General features: G+C 39.1%; 22 protein-coding genes. 6 read left to right on the forward strand and 16 right to left on the reverse strand.

Annotated elements, in window-relative coordinates; genetic code table 11:
* Positions 1-12 precede the first annotated feature (12 nt).
* Both thyA and BM146_RS14820 read right to left on the reverse strand, forming a co-directional pair.
* Entirely contained in the window at positions 13-864 is an 852-nt protein-coding gene (gene thyA, locus BM146_RS14815) for a thymidylate synthase (RefSeq protein WP_074890699.1), read from the reverse strand.
* Positions 865-885: 21 nt separating this feature from the next.
* Positions 886-2,490: an MBL fold metallo-hydrolase RNA specificity domain-containing protein gene (locus tag BM146_RS14820; RefSeq protein ID WP_074890702.1), complete on the reverse strand. Its 1,605-nt coding sequence runs from the start codon at positions 2,488-2,490 to the stop codon at positions 886-888.
* A 136-nt stretch (positions 2,491-2,626) separates the two neighbouring features.
* Here BM146_RS14820 and BM146_RS14825 point away from each other — a divergent pair, with 136 nt between their 5' ends.
* Together BM146_RS14825 and BM146_RS14830 are read left to right on the forward strand one after the other, a co-directional pair.
* The gene (locus BM146_RS14825) at positions 2,627-3,781 is read left to right on the forward strand and encodes a DUF3048 domain-containing protein (RefSeq protein ID WP_083413580.1); all 1,155 of its coding nucleotides are present in this window, start codon (positions 2,627-2,629) and stop codon (positions 3,779-3,781) included.
* A gap of 5 nt (positions 3,782-3,786) precedes the next feature.
* Complete coding sequence (locus tag BM146_RS14830; RefSeq protein WP_074890704.1) at positions 3,787-4,563, forward strand: TraX family protein; 777 nt, start codon at positions 3,787-3,789, stop codon at positions 4,561-4,563.
* Here BM146_RS14830 and BM146_RS14835 read toward each other — a convergent pair whose 3' ends face one another.
* The 11 genes from BM146_RS14835 to BM146_RS14885 form a co-directional block, all read right to left on the reverse strand.
* Positions 4,564-5,085 (reverse strand): hypothetical protein, encoded by a 522-nt coding sequence (locus BM146_RS14835; protein WP_074890706.1) that lies wholly within the window; start codon positions 5,083-5,085, stop codon positions 4,564-4,566.
* Positions 5,086-5,189: 104 nt separating this feature from the next.
* Entirely contained in the window at positions 5,190-6,635 is a 1,446-nt protein-coding gene (locus BM146_RS14840) for a TrkH family potassium uptake protein (RefSeq protein ID WP_074890708.1), read from the reverse strand.
* Between the two features lies 1 nt (position 6,636).
* On the reverse strand, positions 6,637-7,998 hold the full coding sequence (gene trkA, locus BM146_RS14845; RefSeq protein WP_074890711.1) for a Trk system potassium transporter TrkA: 1,362 nt from the start codon (positions 7,996-7,998) through the stop codon (positions 6,637-6,639).
* Positions 7,999-8,114: 116 nt separating this feature from the next.
* A complete protein-coding gene (locus BM146_RS14850; protein WP_074890713.1) occupies positions 8,115-8,717 on the reverse strand; it encodes a hypothetical protein in 603 nt (200 codons plus the stop codon).
* A gap of 11 nt (positions 8,718-8,728) precedes the next feature.
* Positions 8,729-10,354 carry a glycosyltransferase family 39 protein gene (locus BM146_RS14855; RefSeq protein ID WP_074890715.1) on the reverse strand — a complete coding sequence of 542 codons (1,626 nt, stop codon included), beginning with the start codon at positions 10,352-10,354 and terminating at the stop codon, positions 8,729-8,731.
* 52 nt (positions 10,355-10,406) lie between these two features.
* A complete protein-coding gene (locus BM146_RS14860) occupies positions 10,407-12,284 on the reverse strand; it encodes a threonine--tRNA ligase (protein WP_074890718.1) in 1,878 nt (625 codons plus the stop codon).
* Between the two features lie 89 nt (positions 12,285-12,373).
* Positions 12,374-12,880, reverse strand: a complete 507-nt coding sequence (locus BM146_RS14865) for an SEC-C metal-binding domain-containing protein (RefSeq protein ID WP_074890720.1) — start codon at positions 12,878-12,880, stop codon at positions 12,374-12,376.
* Positions 12,881-13,013: 133 nt separating this feature from the next.
* Positions 13,014-13,841, reverse strand: a complete 828-nt coding sequence (locus tag BM146_RS14870; RefSeq protein WP_074890723.1) for a class I SAM-dependent DNA methyltransferase — start codon at positions 13,839-13,841, stop codon at positions 13,014-13,016.
* Between the two features lie 53 nt (positions 13,842-13,894).
* On the reverse strand, positions 13,895-14,368 hold the full coding sequence (locus BM146_RS14875) for a COG2426 family protein (protein WP_074890726.1): 474 nt from the start codon (positions 14,366-14,368) through the stop codon (positions 13,895-13,897).
* Between the two features lie 143 nt (positions 14,369-14,511).
* Positions 14,512-14,751 (reverse strand): hypothetical protein, encoded by a 240-nt coding sequence (locus BM146_RS14880; protein ID WP_207649936.1) that lies wholly within the window; start codon positions 14,749-14,751, stop codon positions 14,512-14,514.
* 126 nt (positions 14,752-14,877) lie between these two features.
* Positions 14,878-15,348: a hypothetical protein gene (locus BM146_RS14885; RefSeq protein WP_074890729.1), complete on the reverse strand. Its 471-nt coding sequence runs from the start codon at positions 15,346-15,348 to the stop codon at positions 14,878-14,880.
* A 273-nt stretch (positions 15,349-15,621) separates the two neighbouring features.
* Between BM146_RS14885 and BM146_RS14890 the strand changes: the two genes are divergently transcribed.
* Both BM146_RS14890 and BM146_RS14895 read left to right on the forward strand, forming a co-directional pair.
* Entirely contained in the window at positions 15,622-16,989 is a 1,368-nt protein-coding gene (locus BM146_RS14890) for a TrkH family potassium uptake protein (protein WP_074890731.1), read from the forward strand.
* Between the two features lie 12 nt (positions 16,990-17,001).
* Entirely contained in the window at positions 17,002-17,652 is a 651-nt protein-coding gene (locus BM146_RS14895) for an NAD-binding protein (protein WP_074890733.1), read from the forward strand.
* A 66-nt stretch (positions 17,653-17,718) separates the two neighbouring features.
* Here the strand turns inward: BM146_RS14895 and BM146_RS14900 are convergent, their stop codons facing one another.
* The 3 genes from BM146_RS14900 to BM146_RS14910 form a co-directional block, all read right to left on the reverse strand.
* Entirely contained in the window at positions 17,719-18,798 is a 1,080-nt protein-coding gene (locus tag BM146_RS14900) for a peptidylprolyl isomerase (RefSeq protein WP_074890735.1), read from the reverse strand.
* A gap of 9 nt (positions 18,799-18,807) precedes the next feature.
* Positions 18,808-20,208 (reverse strand): NAD(P)/FAD-dependent oxidoreductase, encoded by a 1,401-nt coding sequence (locus BM146_RS14905; RefSeq protein ID WP_074890737.1) that lies wholly within the window; start codon positions 20,206-20,208, stop codon positions 18,808-18,810.
* An 81-nt stretch (positions 20,209-20,289) separates the two neighbouring features.
* A complete protein-coding gene (locus tag BM146_RS14910; RefSeq protein WP_074890739.1) occupies positions 20,290-20,754 on the reverse strand; it encodes a PH domain-containing protein in 465 nt (154 codons plus the stop codon).
* Positions 20,755-21,051: 297 nt separating this feature from the next.
* Between BM146_RS14910 and BM146_RS14915 the strand changes: the two genes are divergently transcribed.
* The gene (locus BM146_RS14915; RefSeq protein WP_074890741.1) at positions 21,052-21,399 is read left to right on the forward strand and encodes a hypothetical protein; all 348 of its coding nucleotides are present in this window, start codon (positions 21,052-21,054) and stop codon (positions 21,397-21,399) included.
* 1,702 nt (positions 21,400-23,101) lie between these two features.
* A partial coding sequence (locus tag BM146_RS14920; protein ID WP_143087504.1) for a helix-turn-helix domain-containing protein occupies positions 23,102-23,446 on the forward strand: 345 nt, incomplete at its 3' end.

The following is a 23,446-nucleotide window of genomic DNA, read 5'->3' on the forward strand; positions in this document are numbered from 1 at the left end:
CAAATGGTGTTATTAGATGGCTATCGGAATGTCTTTTATCTGGTCGCCGGCTACTTCATAACCTTCGAGTGATACATCATTCCTTGTAAACTCGTAAAAGTCTTTTACATCAGGATTGAGTTTGAATTTTGGAGCCGGCAGAGGTTTTCTCTCAATAAGCTCCCTGATAAGCGGCACGTGGCGGTCATAGATGTGAGCATCTGCGATAACATGCACGAGCTCACCCACATTCATATCGCAAACCTGTGCAATCATGTGCACAAGAACTGCATACTGAACCACATTCCAGTTATTGGCTGCCAAAACATCCTGTGATCTCTGGTTGAGAATCGCATTAAGTGTAAGTCTGTCCTCACCTTTCTTCTGTGTTACATTATAAGTCACGCTGTAAGCACAAGGATAAAGGTTCATTTCATGAAGATCAGAAAATACATAAGTATTAGTCATGATTCTGCGGCTGAATGGGTTGTTCTTAAGGTCATAGATAACCCTGTCCATCTGGTCAAACTCACCCTCTTTATAAATACTCTTTTGTCCTATCTGATAGCCGTATGCTTTTCCGATAGAACCTGTCTCATCAGCCCACTCATCCCAAATGTGGCTGTTAAGGTCATTTATGTTGTTACTCTTTTTCTGGTATATCCATAAAATCTCGTCTGTTGCACTCTTAAGCGCTGTCTTTCTAAGGGTCATGATTGGGAATTCCTTAGAAAGGTCATATCTATTGACCACGCCGAATTTCTTTATGGTATAAGCCGGTGTTCCATCCGGCCAATGTGGTCTTACTTTTTCTCCCTCTGTTGAAGTTCCATTTTCCAATATATCTTTACACATATTTATAAAGATCTCGTCAGCTCTGCTCATAATTCCTCCTACTATAAACTCTTACTTGCTCCATTTGTCACAAAGTGAGTTTATCTGATCTGCAAATTTAGCTTTATCTTTGTTGCTTATCCCTTCGCTTTTTGCGATTATCCCCATAAGTCTTGCACCGGCAGCTTTAAGCCTTGCATAAACATCCGAAACAAGCGTTGATTCTTTTCTCTTTACAGGAATAGGCATTCCTTCCTTCAGAACAACTCCTGAAATAAGATCAACTTCCGTGCCGCTGTAAGGAGCCATAGCATCAAATCCATATTCACTTCTTAAGCACCCGGCAAAAGAGCTGCATACACTGTCCTCACCATGAACCACAAAAACTTTTTTAGGTTTCTGCACAGTGAAGCCGTTTATCCACTCAATAAGTCCATTTTTATCTGCGTGTCCTGACAAGCCCTCAAGTTTACAGATATCTGCCTTTACATCAATTGTCTCTCCAAAAAGCTTTACCTGATCAGCTCCATCCACAATAGCACGTCCTGTAGTCCCTACCGACTGATAGCCCACAAACAATATCGTGCACTCCTCTCTCCAGAGATTGTGCTTTAAATGGTGTCTTATTCGTCCTGCCTCACACATACCGGAAGCAGAAATGATGACCTTTGGCTCCGGATCCTCGTTTATTGCTCTTGATTCTTCGGTTGTGATTGCGAGATTTAGTCCCGGGAATGTGATAGGATTGATTCTCTTTTTGACAAGTTCCATAGCCTCTTCATCATAGCAATCCATCTGATTGTCATTGAATATCTCAGTGGCCTCAACAGCAAGCGGACTGTCCACAAACACCTGGAAATCCGGGTTTGACTTTACAAGTCCTTCCTTTTTTATCTTTCTGATAAAATACAGCATTTCCTGAGTTCTGCCCACTGCAAAAGAAGGTATGACAACATTGCCACCCCTGGAAAAAGTTCTTTCAAGAATTTCTGTCAGGGCTTTAATATAGTCAGGCCTGTCAGTTGTATGAAGTCTGTCACCATAAGTAGATTCCATTACCACGTAATCTGCCGCATCAGTTTTTTGTGGATCCCTTATAAGTGGCTGGTCCTTATTTCCAATATCGCCGGAAAAAACAATTTTTTTAGATACATTTTTTTCCTGAAGCCACACCTCAATACTGGACGATCCAAGCAGATGTCCTATATCAGTAAACCTGATCTTAATACCTTCGCAGACTTCTACTTCTTCTCCATATCTGCAAGGCACACAGCACTTTATGGTTTTTTCGGCATCCTCCATGGTATATGCCGGTTCCATCTCCGCTATATCCTTGGTTCTCTTTGCCTTTCGATTTCTCCATTCAGCTTCCTGCATCTGGATGTGGGCGCAGTCTCTGAGCATTATATTACACAAAGAAGCTGTTGCAACTGTAGAAAAAATCTTTCCTCTAAAGCCCTTGGCATAAAGAAGCGGAAGATTTCCCGAATGATCGACATGTGCATGTGTCAGGAAAACATAATCAATTTCAGGTGCACTAACCGGAAGCGGAACATTCTCAAAATAGTCCTTGCCCTGTTCCATTCCGTAATCAACCAATATCTTTTTACCTGCTGCCTCAAGATAATGACAGCTTCCTGTCACCTCATGGTCAGCACCAATAAACATAAGTTTCATCCGCAATACCTCGCTTTTATCAGTATAACATACTTTCGGTTTTACACGGCACTTTGTTGTTTCTTTGACACTATTGGAAATATTTTCTTAAATTTGTTACAATATAGATTGACTTTATTTTAAGGAGAGTATGAAAATGTATATCAATAGATATGCCAAAAAAGCTATCGCTTCAATAATGTGCGCAGTTACTGTATTTTCAGTAGTCGCATGCTCATCAACCGAGACGGAAGATACTCCTTCAGGTGATGCTTCTTATGAAGCAATAGAAAAAAATGATTCAAGTACTGAAACTGCAACTGTAGAGGAAGTTTCTGATTCTGATGAGCCTTACGTTCTCCCTGAGGGAATGTATTTCAGTGAGCTCACAGGTGAACCCATCAGCGAAGAGATCAAAAATCAGCGCCCTATCGCAGCGATGGTAGATAATGAAGTAAAGGCTCTTCCACACTATGGAACTTCTGAAGCAGACGTTGTATACGAGCTCATGAACAGTACTAAAAACGACAGAATTACCAGACTTATGTGTCTTGTAAAAGACTGGGGTAGCATCGAACAACTTGGAAGTATCAGAAGTACCCGTCCAACAAACATAATGCTTGCTGCTGAGTGGAATGCAGTTCTTTGCCATGATGGCGGACCATACTACAATGACCAGTATTTCTCACAGCCATGGTCAGCTCATTTCTCCGGAACTTTTTCACGAATCAATAATGGTAAGTCAAAAGAGTTCACAGAGTACATTGTTGGCGGTGACCTTGAGAGCAACTTCTCTGATTATGAGGGAACAGCCGGTTACGAAACAACTTACAACGAATATGCCAACGAAGGTGAACACTTTAATTTTGTTCCTTATGGAGAGCATGTAAAACTTGATGAAAAATATTCAAGATTCTACACAGCAAATAAAGTTTCTCTTCCATTCTGGCACAACGGATCAACTCTTACTTACAATCCTGAAACAGGCCTCTATGAGTACTCTGAATATGGCGAAATTCATGAAGATGCCGAGGATGGAGAAGTTCTTGCATTTAAGAATGTCATCCTTCAAAATTGCGATTTTGTCCAGCTTGATGACAACGGTTATCTTATCTATAACTGCATCGATTCAGGCAAATATGCATGGTACCTCACAAACGGCATTGCCAAGGACGTTACATGGGTAAAAACAAGTGAGACCGGAGTAACCAGGTATTATGATGAAAATGGCGAAGAGCTTCAGATCAACACTGGTAAAACCTACATTGCACTTGTTCCTTCAGACACCTGGGAAAACATCATCTTTGAATAAAAATTATGAACCTGAATTTAGACAAATACCGCAAACTTAATGGCAATACACTTAAGATAATCGCATGTATATGTATGCTTATCGATCACATCGGAGCAGCAATCATCCTTCCTGTATATCAGGTAGGCGTTCAAAAGAATCTTTTGGAATTTGATAAGCTTAACATGTTTTACAAGGCCATGCGATTTGTAGGCCGCAGTGCCTTTCCGATATTTGCTTTTCTTCTGGTTGAAGGTTTTATACATACTAAAAACAGACTAAGATACGCTCTTAGTCTGTTTATTTTTGCTATTATTTCTGAATATCCCTATGATTTGGCATTCAATAAAGCTGACAAAAACTTTATGTACAGTGCCAACGTTATGTTTTCACTCCTTATTGGTCTTCTCGTTATATGGGCCGTAGACTTTTTTAGAAAAGAATTATCTATGTCAGGTAAAAAGATATCTCGCATTGCACTCTATCCTGCCAGCGCCCTTGTTATAGCAATTGGTGCCTATACGGCACATGTTATTAACTGTGACTATCGCGAATTTGGAATAGGTGTAATGCTTATATTTTACTTCTTCCGCTTCTATGAATCTGTAAGCATCCCTGCTTCCTATATTCTGCTCTGCGGAATTGCCAATGAATTCAAAGCTTTCCCCGGTTTTATTCTCCTCTTTTTCTACAACAAAAAACGGGGCAGAGATTTAGGAAAGCTCAAATATCTTTTCTATATCTTCTACCCCGCACATTTACTATTACTGTACGCAATCCGATATGCAATTTACAAAATATGATCAGTTGCCTACGAGACTAGCCATAGCCTCCTGAGCGCCACATATATCTGTAGTAGAGAGTGTATAATTCTGTAAAATATTGGTTTGGAACTCAACACAATTCTGTTCCTTGGCAACAACCTCAGCATACTGAGAATATCCGCCATCCTTATTGCCCGTAAGAATATATACAGTCTCTCCCTCTTTTACCTGAAACTTAACTTCAACAGTTGCTGTTTTAGTCAAAATAGCATTATTACTAAAAACTATCTTGTATGTTCCCGGATAAAAAGCATCATGCGATTTAGCAATTGTTCCACTAAACGGAAGTGTTCCTTCGTCAGTCTTAACTGTCACTCTCTGTGAGAGCCTGATGTGTTCACTCTTAGTGGATGCCTCATGAGAGCTCTCATAAATACTACGGCTAATATCCATATTGGCTTCACTTCCAGTACTAAATAGCACTATTGCACCGGCAAGTACTGATATACCCAAGAGAAATGCGCCAAGAACAATAAGCATTGTTCTCCTTGTTTTTGTCATTTCAACCCACCTATAATTTCATTTCTATTCACAAATACAATTAGAGTTTATCACATTTTGGACACATTTTTCAAGAGCTTGTTTATAAAAATTTAATAATTATTTCATTTTTCCCAGGTTTTGGGGTTCATGAAAATGAGTATAGGCAAGAGCTCAAGCCTTCCGGCAAGCATGTCAAACATCAAGACCAGTTTAGAAAGAACTGAGAACTCTGAATAATTACCCATAGGACCAACCATTCCAAGACCGGGGCCGATATTGTTGATAGTTGCTGCTACCGATGTTACCGTGGTCTGAAAGTCAAAATTATCAAGAGCCACCAGTACGCAGGATACCATGAAAGTAACTACATAAAGTCCCAAATATGCTGACACCGATTTTACAGTGGTTCCTTCTACAGTATGACCATCCATATAAACTCTTTTTACGGACTTAGGATGAACAAGGTAGTTAAGTTCATTTCTGGCATTTCTTATAACAATTATCGCTCTTGAGAACTTAAATCCACCACCTGTAGAACCCGCACAGGCTCCAACAAGAGATAACAGGCAAAGAATCATTTTGGAAAACATAGGCCATTTATCAAAGTCCAAAGTTCCAAATCCCGTCGTAGTCATAACTGAAGTAACAGCAAACAGTGAGTGATGGAACGAAAGCATTCCATCTGTAATTATTCCCGCCTTATATACGTTTATGGAAATAAGGCAAGCAGCTATAAACATAGTTGCAAAATAGTACTTAACTTCATCTACTGCAAATGCTTCTTTAGGCTTTCTATTGATAAGAAAATAATATACAGTAAAGTTAACACCGCAAAGTGCCATGAATACAGTGATAACCACCTGGCTTGCGATTGAATATCCACCGATACCTGCATTATTAACAGAAAATCCACCGGTTCCTACAGTGGAAAAAGTAATAGTAACCGCATCGTATATAGGCATTCCAGTAATAATAAGGCAGATGATCTCCAAAAGAGTAATAGCGATATATATCTGATAAAGGATCTTTGCTGTATCTTTTACCTTTGGAACAATCTTACCAACTACAGGTCCGGGGCTCTCGGCTCTCATAAGATGCATGCTATAGCCATCAACCATTGGAATAACCGCTATCAGGAACACTAATACTCCCATGCCACCAATCCAGTGAGTAAATGTACGCCAGAACTGAACACTATATTCAATTCCATCTACTGAAGTGAGAATACTTCCTCCTGTAGTTGTAAAGCCTGATATAGTCTCAAAAAGAGCATCTATATAGTTAGGAATTGTGCCTGTCATAACAAACGGCACAGCTCCAAGCATACTCATAAATATCCAGGCAAGAGCAGTTATTGCAAAGCCTTCCTTTGCATAAATAACGGTGCTCTTTGGTTTTTTTACTGAACCAAGGATACCAACAACAAGCGTGATAACAATCAGTAAAAAGAAAGACTCCGCGCTGTCATATTCCTTGTGAATGATTGCCACAAAAAACGGCAACATCAAAAGAAATCCCATGATTCTGAAAAGTCTGAACAGGATATATCTGATCATTGAATAGTTCATTTTACTTCTCCAGTATGTCGTTAATGTCTTTTAATCCGGTAAGCGTAGTTACTACAATTACCGAATCTCTGTCTCTTATAACACTCTCTCCACTAGGAGTTATGATCTCTCCGTAATGATTTATGCAGGCTATAAGAATGCCCTTCTTAAGATTAAGCTGAGCCAAAGGAACGCCAATAACAGGGCTTCCACTTCTTACTATAAATTCAAGGGCCTCAGCTCTCTCATCATTGAGCTTATAAAGTGCCTCTATATTGCTATCCTTTGATGCTGACATCCCACGAACAAATTGCACTATTCGTTCAGCAGTGATGTTCTTTGGATAAATGATACTTCCAATATCAAGAGACCCTATTATCTCACCATAGTTGACTCTGTGAACCTTTGTAATAAGTTTTGCCTTGGGATTGATATTTTTAACATACATGGAGAGCATTATGTTCTCTTCATCAAGATTGGTAAGAGAAGCAAATGACTCTACTCTGGTAATCCCTTCTTCCAAAAGCATATCTTTATCAGTACCATCTCCATTGATCACAAGTGCCTGTGGAAGTAGCTCTGAAAGCTCTTTGCAACGCTCTGTGTCCTTATCAAAAATAGTTACCTTAATACCATAGGATATGAGCTGACCGGCAAGATAGTAACCGGTCTCACCGCCTCCGACAATAATTGTTGAATGAACCTTAGCAGTCGGAAGACCCATCTTTTTAAAGAAATTAAGCGTATTTCTGCTGGAGCCGATGATAGTAATCTCATCTCCTGCTCTTAATATGAAGTTTCCATCAGGGATAAAGACATCCTTTCCTCTTGAAACAACTGAGATGATAACCTGCTTTTTAAGATCTGTAGGGATGTCTTTAAGTGCCTTATCGCGGAGCCTTGAATCCTCACTGATAACCATTTTGATAAGCTCTGCCCTGCCTCGCGCAAATGTCTCAATCTTTGTTGCTGAAGGGAGCTTTAACAGTCTTGCAGCTTCATTGGCAGCAGCCTCCTCAGGATTGATGACCATTGATAAGCCAAGTTCTTCTTTTATAAAATTTATTTCTTTCTTATAAACAGGGTTACGTACTCGTGCAATAGTGTGGCAATTACCTGCCTTCTTAGCAATAAGACAGCACAAAAGATTAAGCTCATCCGAGTCAGTTACAGCCACCATAAGGTCTGCCTTTTCAATTCCGGCATCCTTCATGATAGAGTAGCTGGCACCATTGCCCACAATTCCCATAACGTCATAGCTGTTTACGACATTCTGAACAACACTACTTTTTTCCTCTACAACGGTAATATAATGTCCTTCTTTGCTGAGCTGCTGAGTAAGGGTCTGACCAACATTTCCACAGCCCACAATAATAATTCGCATAACTTTCCTCCAAAGACATAAAAATCCTTATATATTCTACCACAAATAGCTATTAATATATCGGCTATTCCAAAGCAAAAGCTAAGTATTGCCACAAATTGACAATACTTAGCTCTTTAATTCACATGAATTGTAGCTGCGCTCTGCTCAAAAAGCTCCTGACACTTATCATCTTCAGCCCTTTGATAAGTGATCGTAAAAGTCTTGTATTTAGACAGTATCATGTACACTGTCTGGTACGCCTTCTGTTGATCAGGTACCATAAAGCTTGACTCAATATGGTATCCCGGATAGCCATCCACTGTAATATTCTCAAAGCTTTCCACCTTAAAGTCAACATCACTTCCAAATGCATCATTGTATGAATCTGATAAAAGCTTTTCATACTCACTTTTAGTGAGATTAGACGTATTGTCTATTGCAGCTTTTTCTATGGACGCAGGATTCATTTTCTTTTCCCTATTAGTAAGGGTTACCTTTTTACCATTATCATAAATATCATAGCTTATTGATGAAGACTCCATAGGCTCGTTCTTATTGATAAAAATCCCCGTCTCAGCCTGAAGCGTAAACTCAGATGGCACTACAAATGTACACTGTCTGGCTTCTTTTAATTCATCCTTGGCAAAAACTGTTATGCCATCTAAAACTCCAACACTACTTATAATAGCCAAGAAAACAGCCAGCAAAAGCAGATAAACGGCTCGTATCCTTTTCATATTTCCTCCAATTAAAGACTCAGTTCAAATACATCAAACCAATATCTTTCCATGAGATAGCTGCCAAGATTCTCATAGGTTATACCATATTCTTTATTCCACTCATCAAGTATAACTTCTCTGCTGTTAAAACTTCCGAGAAAAAGAACTCTTTTTCCTGACAAAAGATAATTCTCAACATCCACAGAATCCTCAATCGAATAAAGTCCTGTGATCATTTCATCCACAAGCGTCTCCGGCTGTCCGTAGTAGAGATATATCTTGTGCCCATCTTCCAGCTCATCACCATTTAAATAATATCCCAAAAGCCCCTGCACATGATCAAAGTTACTGATAATGATTGTATCTGAATCTATTTCGGAAAAGAGCTCCAATGTCTTTTCCATGTTGACCTGTCGGTACTCTTCATTACCAATAAAGCCTTTAAAATCCACACATCCGACTCCAGCAATAAGTATCCCCAATGTACAATATACTATCTGTGTGATTTTTTTGGTACCTTTCCCATTAAATACACTCCCTATACTAATGCTCATAGCAAAATAGAAAGTCCCCATTGCCGGGATCATATACCTGTTAACAAACACAGGGCGAATCAACATTGATGCCACAATTCCGACAATAACCAATAAAGGAAGTACCATGGCTGCCATAAGATTCTGAAGGTCTTTTACCTTTTCATTTTCATCCTGATATCCACATTTTACCAGTCTGATCGCATTGTTAACCACAATAAAGGCAACAAGTATGAACAATATAACCGCTATGACAGTAGTAATGATGCTATTTGAGAAATATCCGCTAAAAAGATATTTGATACAGCTTCCAAAGGTCCTAAGTCCCACAGGCTGTATCCAGTAGTTGCCGCTCACAGTATGTGCCTGTCCAAGGAGAACCGAAAGCCATGGAACATAACAAACAGCTGTCAGGTTAGCACTGATGATAACAGCTGCGATTGCCTTGAAATTAAGGTGTTTTATGTCACCTTTGCCGCCCATAACAGCAACGTACTTTATTATCATCCAAAGTAAAACATAGAAATAAATAATTGCCACTGAAAGTGCAGCATAGTAATGGGTATAAAAAGCTGCTGTTCCAAACAAAAACAGCGCAATCCCGTTTGGTAAATCCCATTTTCTGTCTTCGCTCAGATAGTTTTTCATCAGATTGAAGGCATGTATAAGTGAAGCTGTCACAAAGAAAAGTGCCCAGCTGTACATTCTGATTTCTGTTGTGTATTCAGGAAGTCCCGGCATTGTAACTGACGCAAAGCAAAAAAGTCCGCCAGCAAGCATCCCATGATTTTTTCTGATGATAGTTACTGCATAAATAAATAGCAGCAAAAACGGCACTATTGAAGCAATTTTGCAGCTTGTTTCAATTGGCAGATCGAAGCTGTTCCCAAGAACCAAAAACACCCTTACGATCATGTAGTAAAACGGCGGGTGCACATCTTTTGAAGTAAGTCTTATAAGTTCCTCAAAAGGTCTTTTGGCAAATTCTATTGAAAAGAGCTCGTCGTACCAAATATCAGTAGAAAAGGTCAGAAGAAATGCTCTGACCAGACAATATATAGCCGCAACAATAAACCCTATTCCAATACAGTCTTTTGTGACTTTAATTCTTTTTTCAGACATTCCATCCTCTTAAATATAGGCACAGCCAATAAATAGCTGTGCCTATGGTTAATTAAAGTGATTCTATAAGTTCAAGTGAATGCTCTGTGTTGAGTTTCTTGCACATTTCAACAAATGTCTCTAAAGGAACATTCTGAACCTGCTTGTTTGAACCGCGTACATTGATAGACACTGTACCCTCAGCAGCTTCTTTGTCTCCAATTACAAGAATGTATGGATCTTTGTAATTCTTGAACTTTTTGATTTTCTCTTTCATGTTGTTGTCTGAGTAATCAGCTTCAACACGAACGCCTGCTGCCATAAGAGCTTTCTCTACCTTCTCAGCGTATTCGTTATGCTCAACTCTAATCGGAACGATACCAACCTGATATGGGCTGAGCCAGAATGGGAATACACCCTTGAAGTTCTCAATGATGATACCAATGAATCTCTCAAGTGATCCATAAATAGCTCTGTGGATAACTACCGGCATCTGCATTGTGCCATCCTGAGCCTGGTATGTAAGGCCAAAGTTATGAGGAAGCTGGAAGTCAAGCTGTACAGTTCCGCACTGCCATTCTCTTCCAAGCGCGTCCTTGATCTGAAGGTCAATCTTAGGGCCATAGAAAGCACCATCGCCTTCATTTACTTCATATCCGCCCTCGCCGTATTTCTCATCAAGAATTTCCTTCAGAGCAGCCTCAGCTCTGTTCCAAACCTCAATATCACCCATAAAGTCTTCTGGTCTTGTTGAGAGCTCAGCTCTGTATGTTACACCGAATGTCTTGTAAATCTCATCTGCGATAGAGATAACGTCTGCAATTTCCTCTTTTATCTGAGATTCCATTACAAATGTATGGTCATCGTCCTGACGGAACTCCTGAACACGGAAAAGACCATTCATCTGTCCTGACTTCTCTTTACGGTGAAGAACATCATACTCGCTGTAACGGATAGGAAGCTCTTTGTATGAGTGATTTGTTCTCTTATATGTCATCATGGCATTAGGACAGTTCATTGGCTTAGCTGCCATTGTATCGTCCTGCTCACGATTATAGATAACAGAACCAGCCTGGATCTTGATGTTCTTTGGCTCTTCTGCAGGCTCATTGATATTCTCAAGTACACCGGGAATCTCAGCGTCTGCCTTAAGCCATCCTGAAACACCGGGAACCATGAACATGTTGTTTACGTAATGAGCCCAGTGACCACTGATAAGCCAGAGCTTCTTGTTGTTAACAAGAGGAGCTGCAATTTCTGTATAGCCATGTCTTTCCTGTACTTCTCTTGAATACTTAAGAAGTGCCTGATACATCTTCCATCCTCTTGGAAGCCAGTAAGGCATACCAGGAGCTGTCTCATCAAACATGAAAAGATCAAGCGCAGCACCAATCTTCTTGTGGTCTCTCTCCATAGCTTCCTGGATCATCTTGATGTGCTGTTTAAGCTCATCCTTGCTAGGGAAAGCATAAAGATAGATTCTTGAAAGCTGATCTCTATGCTCATCTCCTCTCCAATATGCACCTGATACAGACTTGATCTGATAAGATGCATTAAAGAGTTCCTGAGAGTTTTCTACATGAGGTCCGCGACAAAGATCCACATAATCATCACCTGTATAGTAAACAGTAATTACCTCATCCTCTGGAAGATCATTGATTAGTTCAGTCTTGAACTTCTGATTCTTGAACATTTCAAGTGCCTCCGACTTTGAGACCTCTTTACGTGTCCAATCCTCTCTTCTCTTGATAATCTCGCGCATCTTGTCTTCGATTGTCTTGAAGTCATCCTGTGTTACAGCCTTGGGAAGTACGAAATCATAGTAGCATCCATCCTCAATCTGAGGTCCGATAGCATACTGTACTTCCTCACCGTAAAGCTCGATAACTGCCTTGGCAAGAATGTGTGCAAGTGAGTGACGGTAAACTTGTAAATACTCTTCTTTATTCATTTTTCATCCTTTCGTGCTACCCCTACCGGGAGCAGCCTCTTTCAAAATTTATATTGTATTAATCCTATCTATCGGATCAATATCGCAAATTAAGCATTTTTGCCGTGGCACTTCTTATACTTTTTGCCACTTCCACATGGACATGGATCATTAGGATATACCTTGTTCTCTTTTCTGATTGTATGTGAAGCCTTCTCCTCTTTGTAAAGGGCTTTTCTCTTATCATCATCAAAGATAGCTTTCCACTCAGTAAGATTGTAAAGCCAGTCAGCACCGGCATTTACCATGTTTTTGTAAAGAAGTTCCTTGTCAAAACCAAGGTTAACCTCTGTGTCTTCTTCCATATCATCGATAGGGTTCTGTTCCTTAAGAGAGTCATTGATACCATCAAGGAATCCAACCATTGTCATAATATCAACGCCATATTTCTCAGCAAGTTCTTTTACAGTTCCCTTTACAACTTCATCAGGGTTCTTCAAAAGAGTTGCATAAATATCACGCTCTTTCTGAAAATACTCTGTCCACAGTTTCTGAAGACTTCCCTTATCTGCAGTTTCAGAATAAGCCATATCACGCCATTTTTTAAGTAATGCCATAATTCAATACTCCTATTTCGTTTTTTATTATAAATTGTTACTTTTTTTCAAAGCATACACGTTATTTTAATATATTTACATGGATATGTAAACCAGTGTTACATTCAATAGTTCCATACTTCTGATATGAATTTTACATATTTTTTCCCGCTTCTTTTGCGATAATGTAAATCCTCTCGCTGTCAGGCGTCGGCTCAGCATGAGTATCCGCATCTATGGCAGTTATGTATTCAAGGCCTGCCTGTTCTATGAAAGAAATCATCTCTTCAAGAGTGTAGCCTCTTTGATAATGTGTTTCTACTGACCTTCTAAACAGTTCCTTTTTCTTGTCACAACAGGCATAGATTGTCAGATCATACTCATTTATATGTTCTTTATCATGATAATAATTATCCCAGATAAAACTGCAATCTTCCCGGTTTTCTGCAATAGTCACATCACCTATCACATCTCTATATTTGTGAAGGGTATTAAAATCAAATATGAATAATCCTTTTGGAAACAGGAAATTGTTGACAAGTCTGAAGGTTTCTATAACGTCATCATTTTCAAGCAGATAATTTATGCTGTCACAGACACTAACTATCGTTCCGGCAGTACAATAAAGGTCAAGCTCTCTCATATCCTGTTCAAGGAACATGAGATTAAGCCCTTCTTTTGCCGCCTTGTTTCTGGCAATATCAAGCATATCCGGAGACAAGTCAATTCCCATTATGTCATAGCCTTTTTTGGCCATTTCAATTGTAAAGCTGCCTGTGCCGCAGCCAAGTTCCACCACAAGATTTTTTTCCTGAGTAAGTGCTTCTTCGCTATTTTCTTCAATTTCGTCCTGCTCTGTCACTGCAGGCTTGCTAATACCATATTTTTCAATTAATTCTGCAATAAAATTACCCCATACGTCGTATGGGGTTTCATCCATGAATGTATCATATACGCTTGCAAAATCTGTATAAGCTTCCATGTTTATTCCTTTTTGGTAAAACTAAATGTCATCAAACAAATAGTCATTTTCTATTAAAACAAACTTCCTATAAGCATTACTACCTTTGTTCCGAGTCCCATTATAATACCTGCAAGTACTACTCCGCAAACAACAGCCTTAACGCTCTTTTTGAAATCCATATCGAGGATTGAAGCAGCAAGTGTACCTGTCCATGCACCTGTTCCGGGAAGCGGAATTCCTACAAATAAGAAAAGCGCCCAATATAAACCCTTTCCTGCTTTTTCTTTTAACTTTTCTCCTCCTTTATGTCCCTTTTCAAGGCAGAATGTAAAGAATCCACCGATCACCGGCTTATCTTTGCCCCATTCAAGCACTTTTCTTGCAAAAAAGAAAATAAAAGGCATCGGAACCATATTACCGATAATTGCGATAATGTAACTTGGAAGCACGGGAAGTCCCATAGCTATTGCGTAAGGAACAGCTCCTCTAAGCTCCACCAGAGGAACCATTGAAATCAAAAATACGATGATATACTTTTTTAACATGAACAAATCTCCTAATCGTGAATACTTTCTCCGCTATTTGAATATCTAACCAACAATTTTTGTCAGCGACTCAAAGATTCTATCATTAAAAAGCATTAATCGCAATATTACACAACAACTAAATCATTCCCAAAAACATGTATTTACTTGGCTGCTATCCTCTTTCCACACTTCTTGCACTTAAGAACATCTTTTTTTAGAACTTTAACTCCGGTTTTCTCAAACTCATGATCTCCGCCCTTTGGACAGCTTCCCTTGTGCCTGGCACCGCCAATTACATCCTCAAGATACTCATCAGTTATTTCCATTCTTACATTCTTTTCATCAGCCATAGTTTTGCCCTCCAATAAATAAACAATTGTTTCTGAATCAACATAATTCATACAAGTATAATCGTAATCAACAAATGTTTTGTTTTATTTGTTATCCATTTATACGAATCGAAATACATTTTGGCAAATTCAGTTAAAATTTTTTCTGCGGCCGGTTCGGTACATATCAGTCATATGTCAAGAATGATATTTTTTCAAAAGCTGCTTCATAAACAGCGGCTGGAATATAAAAATAAGCACGTACCCAACTATAAAGCAAATGACCAGAGAATGAAGAAACATTGGAAGGAATGAAAGCTGTGCCATCCCGCCGCTTTGTTTCATGGCCATAGTATATGCAAGTAGTATCATTACAAAAGTCATAAGTGGCGTATAAATAAGATTTGAAATAAGACTGCTTAACAGGCGCTCTTTTATGGTTCCCTGCTTAAATCCTGCCTTGCGGCAAGCATCACCGGTTATTTTACCTACTGGGACCACAAAACCAATGAGTATGCTAATGATCGCACTTACAATGAAACTAAAAATAAATCCAACAGGCGTAAAGTGACCTGAAGAAAGTGTCCCGGTGAGTGCCAGGCAAAAGCTCATAAGAATTCCCATTCTGATCCCCATCTTCCTTCCAATAACTCTCATATTATCATTCATATATCCCTCCTATGCCAGTGTTGTTATATCCTGTGTATTGCTTAACATATATGTCAAGAATTCCATTTCTATAATTATAATATAGATAAAAATATTACGGAAGAATATATATGTCATAAAGTCTATTGTCTCAATTGAATTGGATAATTCAAATATTGGATCTGTTATAGTCTTTCTGATAAATGTTCCTACAAAAAATGTCCACGCTTGTTAAGCAAATAGCAAAGAAGTATAATTGGTTGACAATGCTTGTTTTCCAGGAGGAATACCTTTTTGAAAAAATGGAGTTTTTCTTCAGAACACCTTATACCGCTCAGTTTTTTAGGAGCTATACTAATAGGAACACTGCTTTTGCTACTTCCCATAGCATCAGCATCAGGAAATACCACAGATTTCCTGACTGCTTTTTTTACCGCTACCACCTCTGTATGCGTTACGGGGCTTGTTGTAGTTGATACCTACAGCCATTGGAGTATCTTTGGACAGGTGGTAATCATGATTCTTGCGCAAATCGGAGGTCTTGGTATCATCACCGTAGCATCTTTATTCATGCTCTTTACCAGAAAAAAAATCTCTATGGGCCAGCGAATAATGCTCACAGATGCCCTTAACCTCAATGAAAGATCAGGTGTCCTTAGAATACTTGTGCGAATCATACGCGGAACAATAATTGTCGAGCTACTCGGTGCTATTATTTATTCCATCAGTTTTATCCCGCTTTTAGGATATAAGAAAGGCATTTGGGCTGCGATCTTTAACTCCGTATCTGCTTTCTGTAACGCAGGAATGGACGTCGTCGGTCCTACCAGTATGGGAATCTTCAATTCCAATTCACTGGTCCTTTTTACCACCATGACGCTTATAGTTCTGGGAGGTCTCGGCTATGTAGTATGGTTTGACTTATCTGCCGGAATTTTAGATGGCATAAAAAAAAGATACTCTCCAAAAATCATCTGGAAGCGCCTGTCTGAACACACAAAACTTGTTCTTTCACTGACAGGTATCCTCATTACAGTTGGAACTTTATCTTTCCTTCTATTTGAATACAACAACGCAGGAACTATAGGAAACATGCCACTTCCTCAAAAAATCCTAAACAGCTTATTTGAGTCTGTTACTCTTAGGACTGCCGGTTTTGCAAGTTTTTCACAAAAATCCATGACCGATGTCTCCTGCATCATGGCCTATATTCTCATGTTTATAGGCGGCTCACCGGTAGGAACAGCAGGAGGAGTCAAAACCGTCACTTTCTTCTTGGCAACATTAAATATCTTAAGTTACATAAACGACGATGATAAGACTCTTGTCTTTAACCGGAATGTATCTTATGACCTTATGCGTAAGTCCACAGTAATATTGGCTGTCAGCTCATTTACAGTTATCGTATTTACTCTTTTACTGATGGCAACAGATTCATCACTGCCGTTTGCAGATGCCCTGTTTGAGATAGTAAGCGCATCCGCAACAGTTGGTCTTTCACGAGACGTTACATCAACCCTGAATCCGGCAGGTCGCATTATCGTAATAATATCCATGTACCTTGGTAGGATAGGGCCCATTTCTATGGCAATCTTTTTTGCTAAAAGAAAAAACAAAAAAAGTTCAGTTAAATATATCGAAGGCAATTTTTACGTAGGATAAAGGAGAATTACAATGAAAAAATCAGTTGCAGTTTTAGGATTAGGTAGATATGGAATAAGCCTTGCTAAAAGCTTATATGAAATGGAAGCTGACGTCCTTGTTGCTGACAAAGATGAAGACCTTATAAAAGAAATGGCTGATTTCTGTACTGTAGGCGTATGTGCCGATCTTGAAAACGAAGAAGAAATAAAGTCACTTGATATAAAAAATATGGATATTGTTGTCTGTGCCATGGGACGAAATCTATCCGCCAGCATCATGTCAGTTGCAGTTGCCAAGGAACTTGGTGTTCCACTTGTTGTAGCAAAAAGTTCCTCAGAAAGGATGTCTTCCATACTCAAAAAAGTCGGAGCAGATAAGATCATCATTCCTGAGGACTTCGGAGGTTTGCAATCTGCAAGAATCCTTATTTCGGATACTTTCATTGACTATTTCCAACTCGATGAAAATCTCTCAATGGTTGAAATAAGGCCAAGAGACAGCTGGATTGGAAAGAGCCTTTTGGAGCTTGATCTCAGAAAGAAATACAAGCTCAACGTTGTCGCTGTAAAAAACAGCCAGACAAAATGGGGCTTTATAGATCCTCAGAGAAAGCTCACTTCAGACACTACTCTCCTTGTAGTCATCGAAACCACTGAACTAAATAAAATAAATAAGGGCTGACGCCTTTTTTTACTATTTGTACAAAAAATCCCACATGACAATAATCTGTCTGTGGGATTTGCACTATTATCTAAAATATTTTTGATATACATCCATCAAATTGGATGTTGAAACTCCTTCATCGGCCACCAATGTAACCGAATTCCACAATTTCTCATTAAGTCTTTTATTCAACGTTGCCACAAAGGCATCATATTGCTGTCCGAAAACCTCTCGTTTCCTTTCAGCAACAATTTTTTCCTTGTTAGCTTCTGTCTCTTCCCTGTTAAAAGTCGTAATACATTTGATGATCACATATCCTTCTGAGGTTTCAATGATATCGCTTACTTCACCTGTTCCAAGATTAAATGCAGTCGTATCATAAATCGGTTCCATATCTCCTTTACCAAAAGATATAGTCTCTTCGTCAGCTTCATTGTACTGAGTCATGAGTTCTTCAAAGCTCTTTCCATCATTAAGCTCACTTACAATACTCCTCATATTCCTGTAGATAGCTGCTTTTTCAGTATCACTGACCGGAGTTTTCTCACCGCTCGCATCAAGAGTATAGGTTTTAAGAAGTATCTGTTCAACCGTTATGGTTCTCGCCTCATCATCGCTTATCTCAGGGTTAATATCCCTTATGATGTAATCATAAAGCTTATCTGCCAGTGCTCTCTCCTCATATATGGAAGCCACTTCTTCTAAAGTAACATTCCCCATTGCTGCTATATCAGCATCTGTAAGACCCCCATAATATTCATCTGCCGCCTGGAGTGCAAGACTCATCTCAGAATCATCAAGTACAATTCCGTTTTTCTCTGCCAAAAGATTCATTGCCTTTATCTGTGCAACCTTGGCAAGAACCGACTCTTTCAATCTGTCTTCAACGGTGCCTTCATCAGTCTCTTTTTGCCAGATATCATTCCCAAAGCTCTGTTCATAGCCTTCCTGGGTATTTACCAAATACACTAATGCCTCGGACAAGTTGCAGCTTCGGTCTTCGATAGTAAATACCTCATTTTTGGAAAAACCTGTGGTAAATACAAGCCTTATATCAGAAAGATCCGTACCGCACCCGGTGAGAGCAAGAGATAAAGCCAGAGCTAAAGTGGCTGAAAAAATATTCAGTTTACTTTTTCGCTTATTTAGAGTTTTAAAAATCATGTCTACCTGTTATTTCATATTGCCTATAATGCTGCGTGCAACAGAAAGTCCATTCGCACTAGCCTGCTGAAGACCTCTTGTGACGCCCGCTCCGTCTCCGATGGCACGAAGCCCCTTAATGCTGGTCTCAAAGTCTTTATTAACAATAACTTTGTTGGAGTAGAACTTAACCTCTACGCCATAAAGAAGGGTCTCATCTGAAGCAATTCCCGGAGTAACCTTGTCAAGAGCCTGGATCATTTCATCCAGATCGACCATTATTCTATGTGGGAATACCAGTGAAAGATCTCCTGGCACAGCATCCTTAAGTGTAGGAATAAGATTGTTCCTGCAAAGCCTCTCCTCAGTCGTTCTACGGCCTCTTTTGAAATCACCATAGGTCTGAACAAGTATCTTGCCACCACAGAGCATGTTTGATAACTCTGCTATCTTTTTACCATATTCAATTGGTGTTTTAAATGGCTTTGTAAAATTTTTAGACACCAAAAGTGCAAAATTGGTATTGTTTGTCTTAAACTCTTTTCCCTTATAGGCATGTCCGTTAACTACAGCAAGGCCTCCCTCATAATATTCTGTAGCAACTTCCCCTGAAGGATTTGTACAGAAGGTTCTGACCTTGTCATCAAACGTTGGAGTATGGTAAATAAGCTTGGCCTCATAAAGATTTTCATTGAGAAACTGCATCACTTCATCCCTGACTTCAACACGGACTCCCACATCTACGGTTCCAGGCTTTGTCTCAATTCCAATTTCCTCGCACTTGTCCTTGAACCAGTCTGCGCCTTCTCTTCCGACAGCAGATACAATCTCTTTTGCAAGATATGTCTCGCCCTTATCTGTCAGCACACCTGTAGCAATACCGTTCTCCACAAGGATATCCTTGACCATTGTGTTAAATTCTATTGTGACGCCCTTACTTAAAATATGCTCCTGAAGACGAGAGTAAATCTTGTATCCCTCCTCAGTACCAAGATGTCTTATGGGGCACTCTACAAGCTTAAGATTAGCGTTTATGGCTTTTCTTCTGATTTCACGAAGCTCAACCTCTTTATCAACACCATACACGCTTGTGTCTGCGCCAAATTTAAGATATATCTCATCAGACTCATGGATAAGCTTTGTAGCCTCATCATACCCAAGAATATCAGGAAGTGTTCCTCCAACATCAGGAGAAAGTGACAGCTTTCCATCAGAAAAAGCTCCTGCTCCCGCAAATCCTGTAGTAATTGAGCATGGTTTACAACCCGCACAAGTCTTTGTAACTCTCTTGGGGCAATTTCTTTTTTCAATAGAGCGCCCCTTTTCTATCATCAGAACCTTGAGATCAGGCCTCTTCTCCATAAGTTCATATGCGCAGAAAATGCCGCCAGGGCCTGCGCCAATGATTATCACATCAAATTCTTTTGCCATTAATGATCCCCTCCTATTGAGATAAGCAGATAATTATATCATATTAGGGATTCGAAATGCACATTTATGTTTGCTTTCTCTTTAGTTGTCAATATGTCCGCTTAAGTCATCAGAATCATCTGCATCATGAATATCCCCTGCTCCAAAACCAATGTTTTGCATACTTACAGTTCTTCTCTTTATTCTAGCGGCTTCAGAAGCCTGCAGAAGAAAATCTTTTATCTCACGTCCATGTTTTATATTCTTCATAGTAATAGTTCTATCTGTGACATCAGACGTAAACAAAGTAATAGTTGAAAGCCCTGCAATGCGCTGAAGAAGCGTTCTTGTAATCTCTACATCACTGATCTTATACATGTAGCAGTCGTTCTCACGAACAGTAAAAAAGCCATTAATTATAGTGAAATCATTGTCTCTTATCTCATACTTTGTAAAAGTCCAGGGAAGTCCAAACAGAAGCCATCTGCTGCGCTCTGTATATCTAAGTTCTCCCTTTGACATTTTTGACTCTTCATATTTTTCCGGATTAGCAATTCTAGGACTCATCTTATATTCCCCTTATGATTATTATTCTTTTTTAAACAATACTATTTTTTGATTATAAGTTTTTTATCCTCATTATTCAATTTATGACGAAAACATCACTTAGTGTACCAGTCAATCCATTCTGTTAATGCTATTCAAATACTCTAATTCCCACAAATAAGGACATTCACTATCAATATTATAACAAAAAGAGATATTTTTAGGTTAACCACTTCAGATTTTAAACTTTCCATCCGATATACATCATGAGGTAAAAATAAGCGTCTTTGCAATTATTTATATAGGAGAAAAGTGGAAATGGATTTTAACTTTTTGGCCGCAGCAAACGGAATAACAAGTAAGTATTTAAATCAGTTATCGCCAGGCAGCGCTTCTGTAAACGCTCTTACCGCCGGTGCAGATGTAAAAGGTAAATTTGGTGAAGACTTTGACAAAGCATATGATTCTTTGCAGGCAACCAGAATGCTTGATTCAAGCATGCGTCAAAGCTATGTTTCTTCTCATAAGGATGATTTTAAACAGGCTGCTGACAGACTGGGATATTCAATAGATAACAGAATAATCGATATGCTCCACCTTGAGATCACATCAAAGATGGATGCACAGGTCAACGAAGCAATGAATAACGCAATTGATAATCTTTAAAAAAAGTTGTCGAAAGAAAAATCTTTCGACAACTTTTTTCTTTGTTTTTGCAATAATAAAAGACAATACATTAAACACACAGGAATACAGACAGACACTTACAGCAAGAGTCAGTTAGACAACGCAAAAAGCGCGCAAAAGAACTATAGTGATCATCACACTATTTTTATGAAGGAATCATAGACATCCCTGTATGTTCAATGTTTGTGAGATTTGGAAGACGCAAGAATCATAGCTGCGTAAGCTATCATAAGCAGCGAATTAGACACGCTGTCCGCATCATCCATTGCTCTTTCGAGCAGAAATAAGGTTTCGTAACTAATAACTTGTCGTTCAACGATGCCACTTTATCACAACTAAAAATGCATGTAAATAGAACTGTCTCAATCTTAAGAATTTCTATCGCAAATCTTAAGACTTCCTTAAGAAGTTGACTGTTTATGGATTATTTGTATTTTCTTATTTGTTCCACACTGAATCACTCCAATATAAAAAGTAAACCTATAAGCAAAATACTCTTTCTTTGTATATGCTTAAGTGAGGTAGAAGTTAGGGGGCAATGTCTGCCCTTGTCTGTTGATAAGTCACTTTAAGCATCCCAATGACCCTATTAGAAAAAGTATAGTTTGCGGCTGTGTACGCCACCATTGACTGGGCCTTAGAAAAACGCCTTGGCCTGTGAGCCGACGGTGAGGATGATGGGAACAGTAGATCTTCTCGCACCGTCGGATTCAGCATTGTAGCGTTTTCCTCAGAACCCGTCAATGGCAAGCACCTGGCGGTGTGGCTGGGTGTTATTGCCTCAGGCTCTGACTCCGAGAACAGTAGGGGGCGGCTACTTTCAGAAATATGCGTGACTATATACCCGCGACTACCATTGTAAAGGGTACTATATGCCCAAACCATTATTCTTCACGATCTATGGACTGAATTGAACATGGAAAATTGAACACGAATGGAAATAAATGGCAATTCTGATAATGGGGACGGCCTTTTTGAGGGATGAATTGAATGGCGATATAAACTTGGCAAATGAGAGATTTAATGAGCTGTAGGATAAAAGCGGGAGAATAGTAATATTTATCCTATCTTATCACAGTGATTTTTCTGCGACTTAGGATAAAACATGAAGTTCTATCGGAATTATCCTACATTTTCAGCCTTCTGAACACTGCGATTGAGAGAAAAGTAGGATAAACGCGAAAAAATCTATTGATTTAGCCTACAAACCAGCAGAAATCCTAGTCAGAATGTAGGATAAAAAGAGTAAAAATCAAACATTTATCCTACTCATGAACAAAAACCACTATAAAAATGGTTAAATCCATAAGATAAGAATAGCAATATCTAAGCAATTATCCTACACCGCAGGATTGTCACAGTGGAATGGGTATATAGTCATATTTTTAAGTTAACACACCCATAGGCAAATTTTCAGGAAGTGAAAACGGGCATATACAAGAAAAAATGGATTGCCACATCCATTGAATAAGTGAACTGAAACATATGATCATCTATATAATGGTGTGGTAACCTCAAATAAGGCAGTGGTTAATTGCTATTTTGAATTCTACATTGCATCACTAAATTCTACGTACGTAGAAATAAGTCTTACACGATAAATTTTTACTTATATTTTTTCTTATCTCTTTGTATTATAGACAGGCAGTTGATTGCCTGCCTGTGTAGAAAGAGAGATAAGATGAATGATAATAGACCAAAAGGCAATCAAAAGCACATGGATCTATCAGCAAGGAACAAGATAGAACAGGGACTTAACAATGGTGATTCATTTAGAACCATTGCCAGAGCAATAGATAAAGATCCCAGTACCATATCAAAGGAGGTCAGAAAACACTCTTACATTGCTGATAGGAAGTCCAAGAACTTTGCACCTATTCCCTGTGCCAACAATCATGATCCTAACAACCCAAGAGCAAGCATTTGCAAAATGCACCATATGTGTGGCGACAATGATTGCCAGACTCTTTGTGTAAAATGTATAAAGTATCGTTGTGCTGACATTTGTAAGCTTTATGAGCCACGC

It is taken from the genome of Butyrivibrio proteoclasticus (genome assembly GCF_900115735.1).
Taxonomy (GTDB): domain Bacteria; phylum Bacillota; class Clostridia; order Lachnospirales; family Lachnospiraceae; genus Butyrivibrio; species Butyrivibrio proteoclasticus_B.

Bases quoted from the DNA above. Each gene is read 5' to 3' on its own strand.
- BM146_RS14850 (WP_074890713.1), bottom strand. From the start codon at position 8,717: ATGAAAAGGATACGAGCCGTTTATCTGCTTTTGCTGGCTGTTTTCTTG.
- BM146_RS14915 (WP_074890741.1), top strand. From the start codon at position 21,052: ATGGATTTTAACTTTTTGGCCGCAGCAAACGGAATAACAAGTAAGTAT.
- BM146_RS14875 (WP_074890726.1), bottom strand. From the start codon at position 14,368: ATGTTAAAAAAGTATATCATCGTATTTTTGATTTCAATGGTTCCTCTG.
- BM146_RS14840 (WP_074890708.1), bottom strand. From the start codon at position 6,635: ATGAACTATTCAATGATCAGATATATCCTGTTCAGACTTTTCAGAATC.
- BM146_RS14835 (WP_074890706.1), bottom strand. From the start codon at position 5,085: ATGACAAAAACAAGGAGAACAATGCTTATTGTTCTTGGCGCATTTCTC.
- trkA (WP_074890711.1), bottom strand. From the start codon at position 7,998: ATGCGAATTATTATTGTGGGCTGTGGAAATGTTGGTCAGACCCTTACT.
- BM146_RS14880 (WP_207649936.1), bottom strand. From the start codon at position 14,751: ATGAATTATGTTGATTCAGAAACAATTGTTTATTTATTGGAGGGCAAA.
- BM146_RS14885 (WP_074890729.1), bottom strand. From the start codon at position 15,348: ATGAATGATAATATGAGAGTTATTGGAAGGAAGATGGGGATCAGAATG.
- BM146_RS14895 (WP_074890733.1), top strand. From the start codon at position 17,002: ATGAAAAAATCAGTTGCAGTTTTAGGATTAGGTAGATATGGAATAAGC.
- BM146_RS14870 (WP_074890723.1), bottom strand. From the start codon at position 13,841: ATGGAAGCTTATACAGATTTTGCAAGCGTATATGATACATTCATGGAT.
- thyA (WP_074890699.1), bottom strand. From the start codon at position 864: ATGAGCAGAGCTGACGAGATCTTTATAAATATGTGTAAAGATATATTG.
- BM146_RS14860 (WP_074890718.1), bottom strand. From the start codon at position 12,284: ATGAATAAAGAAGAGTATTTACAAGTTTACCGTCACTCACTTGCACAC.
- BM146_RS14905 (WP_074890737.1), bottom strand. From the start codon at position 20,208: ATGGCAAAAGAATTTGATGTGATAATCATTGGCGCAGGCCCTGGCGGC.
- BM146_RS14820 (WP_074890702.1), bottom strand. From the start codon at position 2,490: ATGAAACTTATGTTTATTGGTGCTGACCATGAGGTGACAGGAAGCTGT.
- BM146_RS14830 (WP_074890704.1), top strand. From the start codon at position 3,787: ATGAACCTGAATTTAGACAAATACCGCAAACTTAATGGCAATACACTT.
- BM146_RS14910 (WP_074890739.1), bottom strand. From the start codon at position 20,754: ATGAGTCCTAGAATTGCTAATCCGGAAAAATATGAAGAGTCAAAAATG.
- BM146_RS14900 (WP_074890735.1), bottom strand. From the start codon at position 18,798: ATGATTTTTAAAACTCTAAATAAGCGAAAAAGTAAACTGAATATTTTT.
- BM146_RS14855 (WP_074890715.1), bottom strand. From the start codon at position 10,354: ATGTCTGAAAAAAGAATTAAAGTCACAAAAGACTGTATTGGAATAGGG.
- BM146_RS14865 (WP_074890720.1), bottom strand. From the start codon at position 12,880: ATGGCATTACTTAAAAAATGGCGTGATATGGCTTATTCTGAAACTGCA.
- BM146_RS14825 (WP_083413580.1), top strand. From the start codon at position 2,627: ATGTATATCAATAGATATGCCAAAAAAGCTATCGCTTCAATAATGTGC.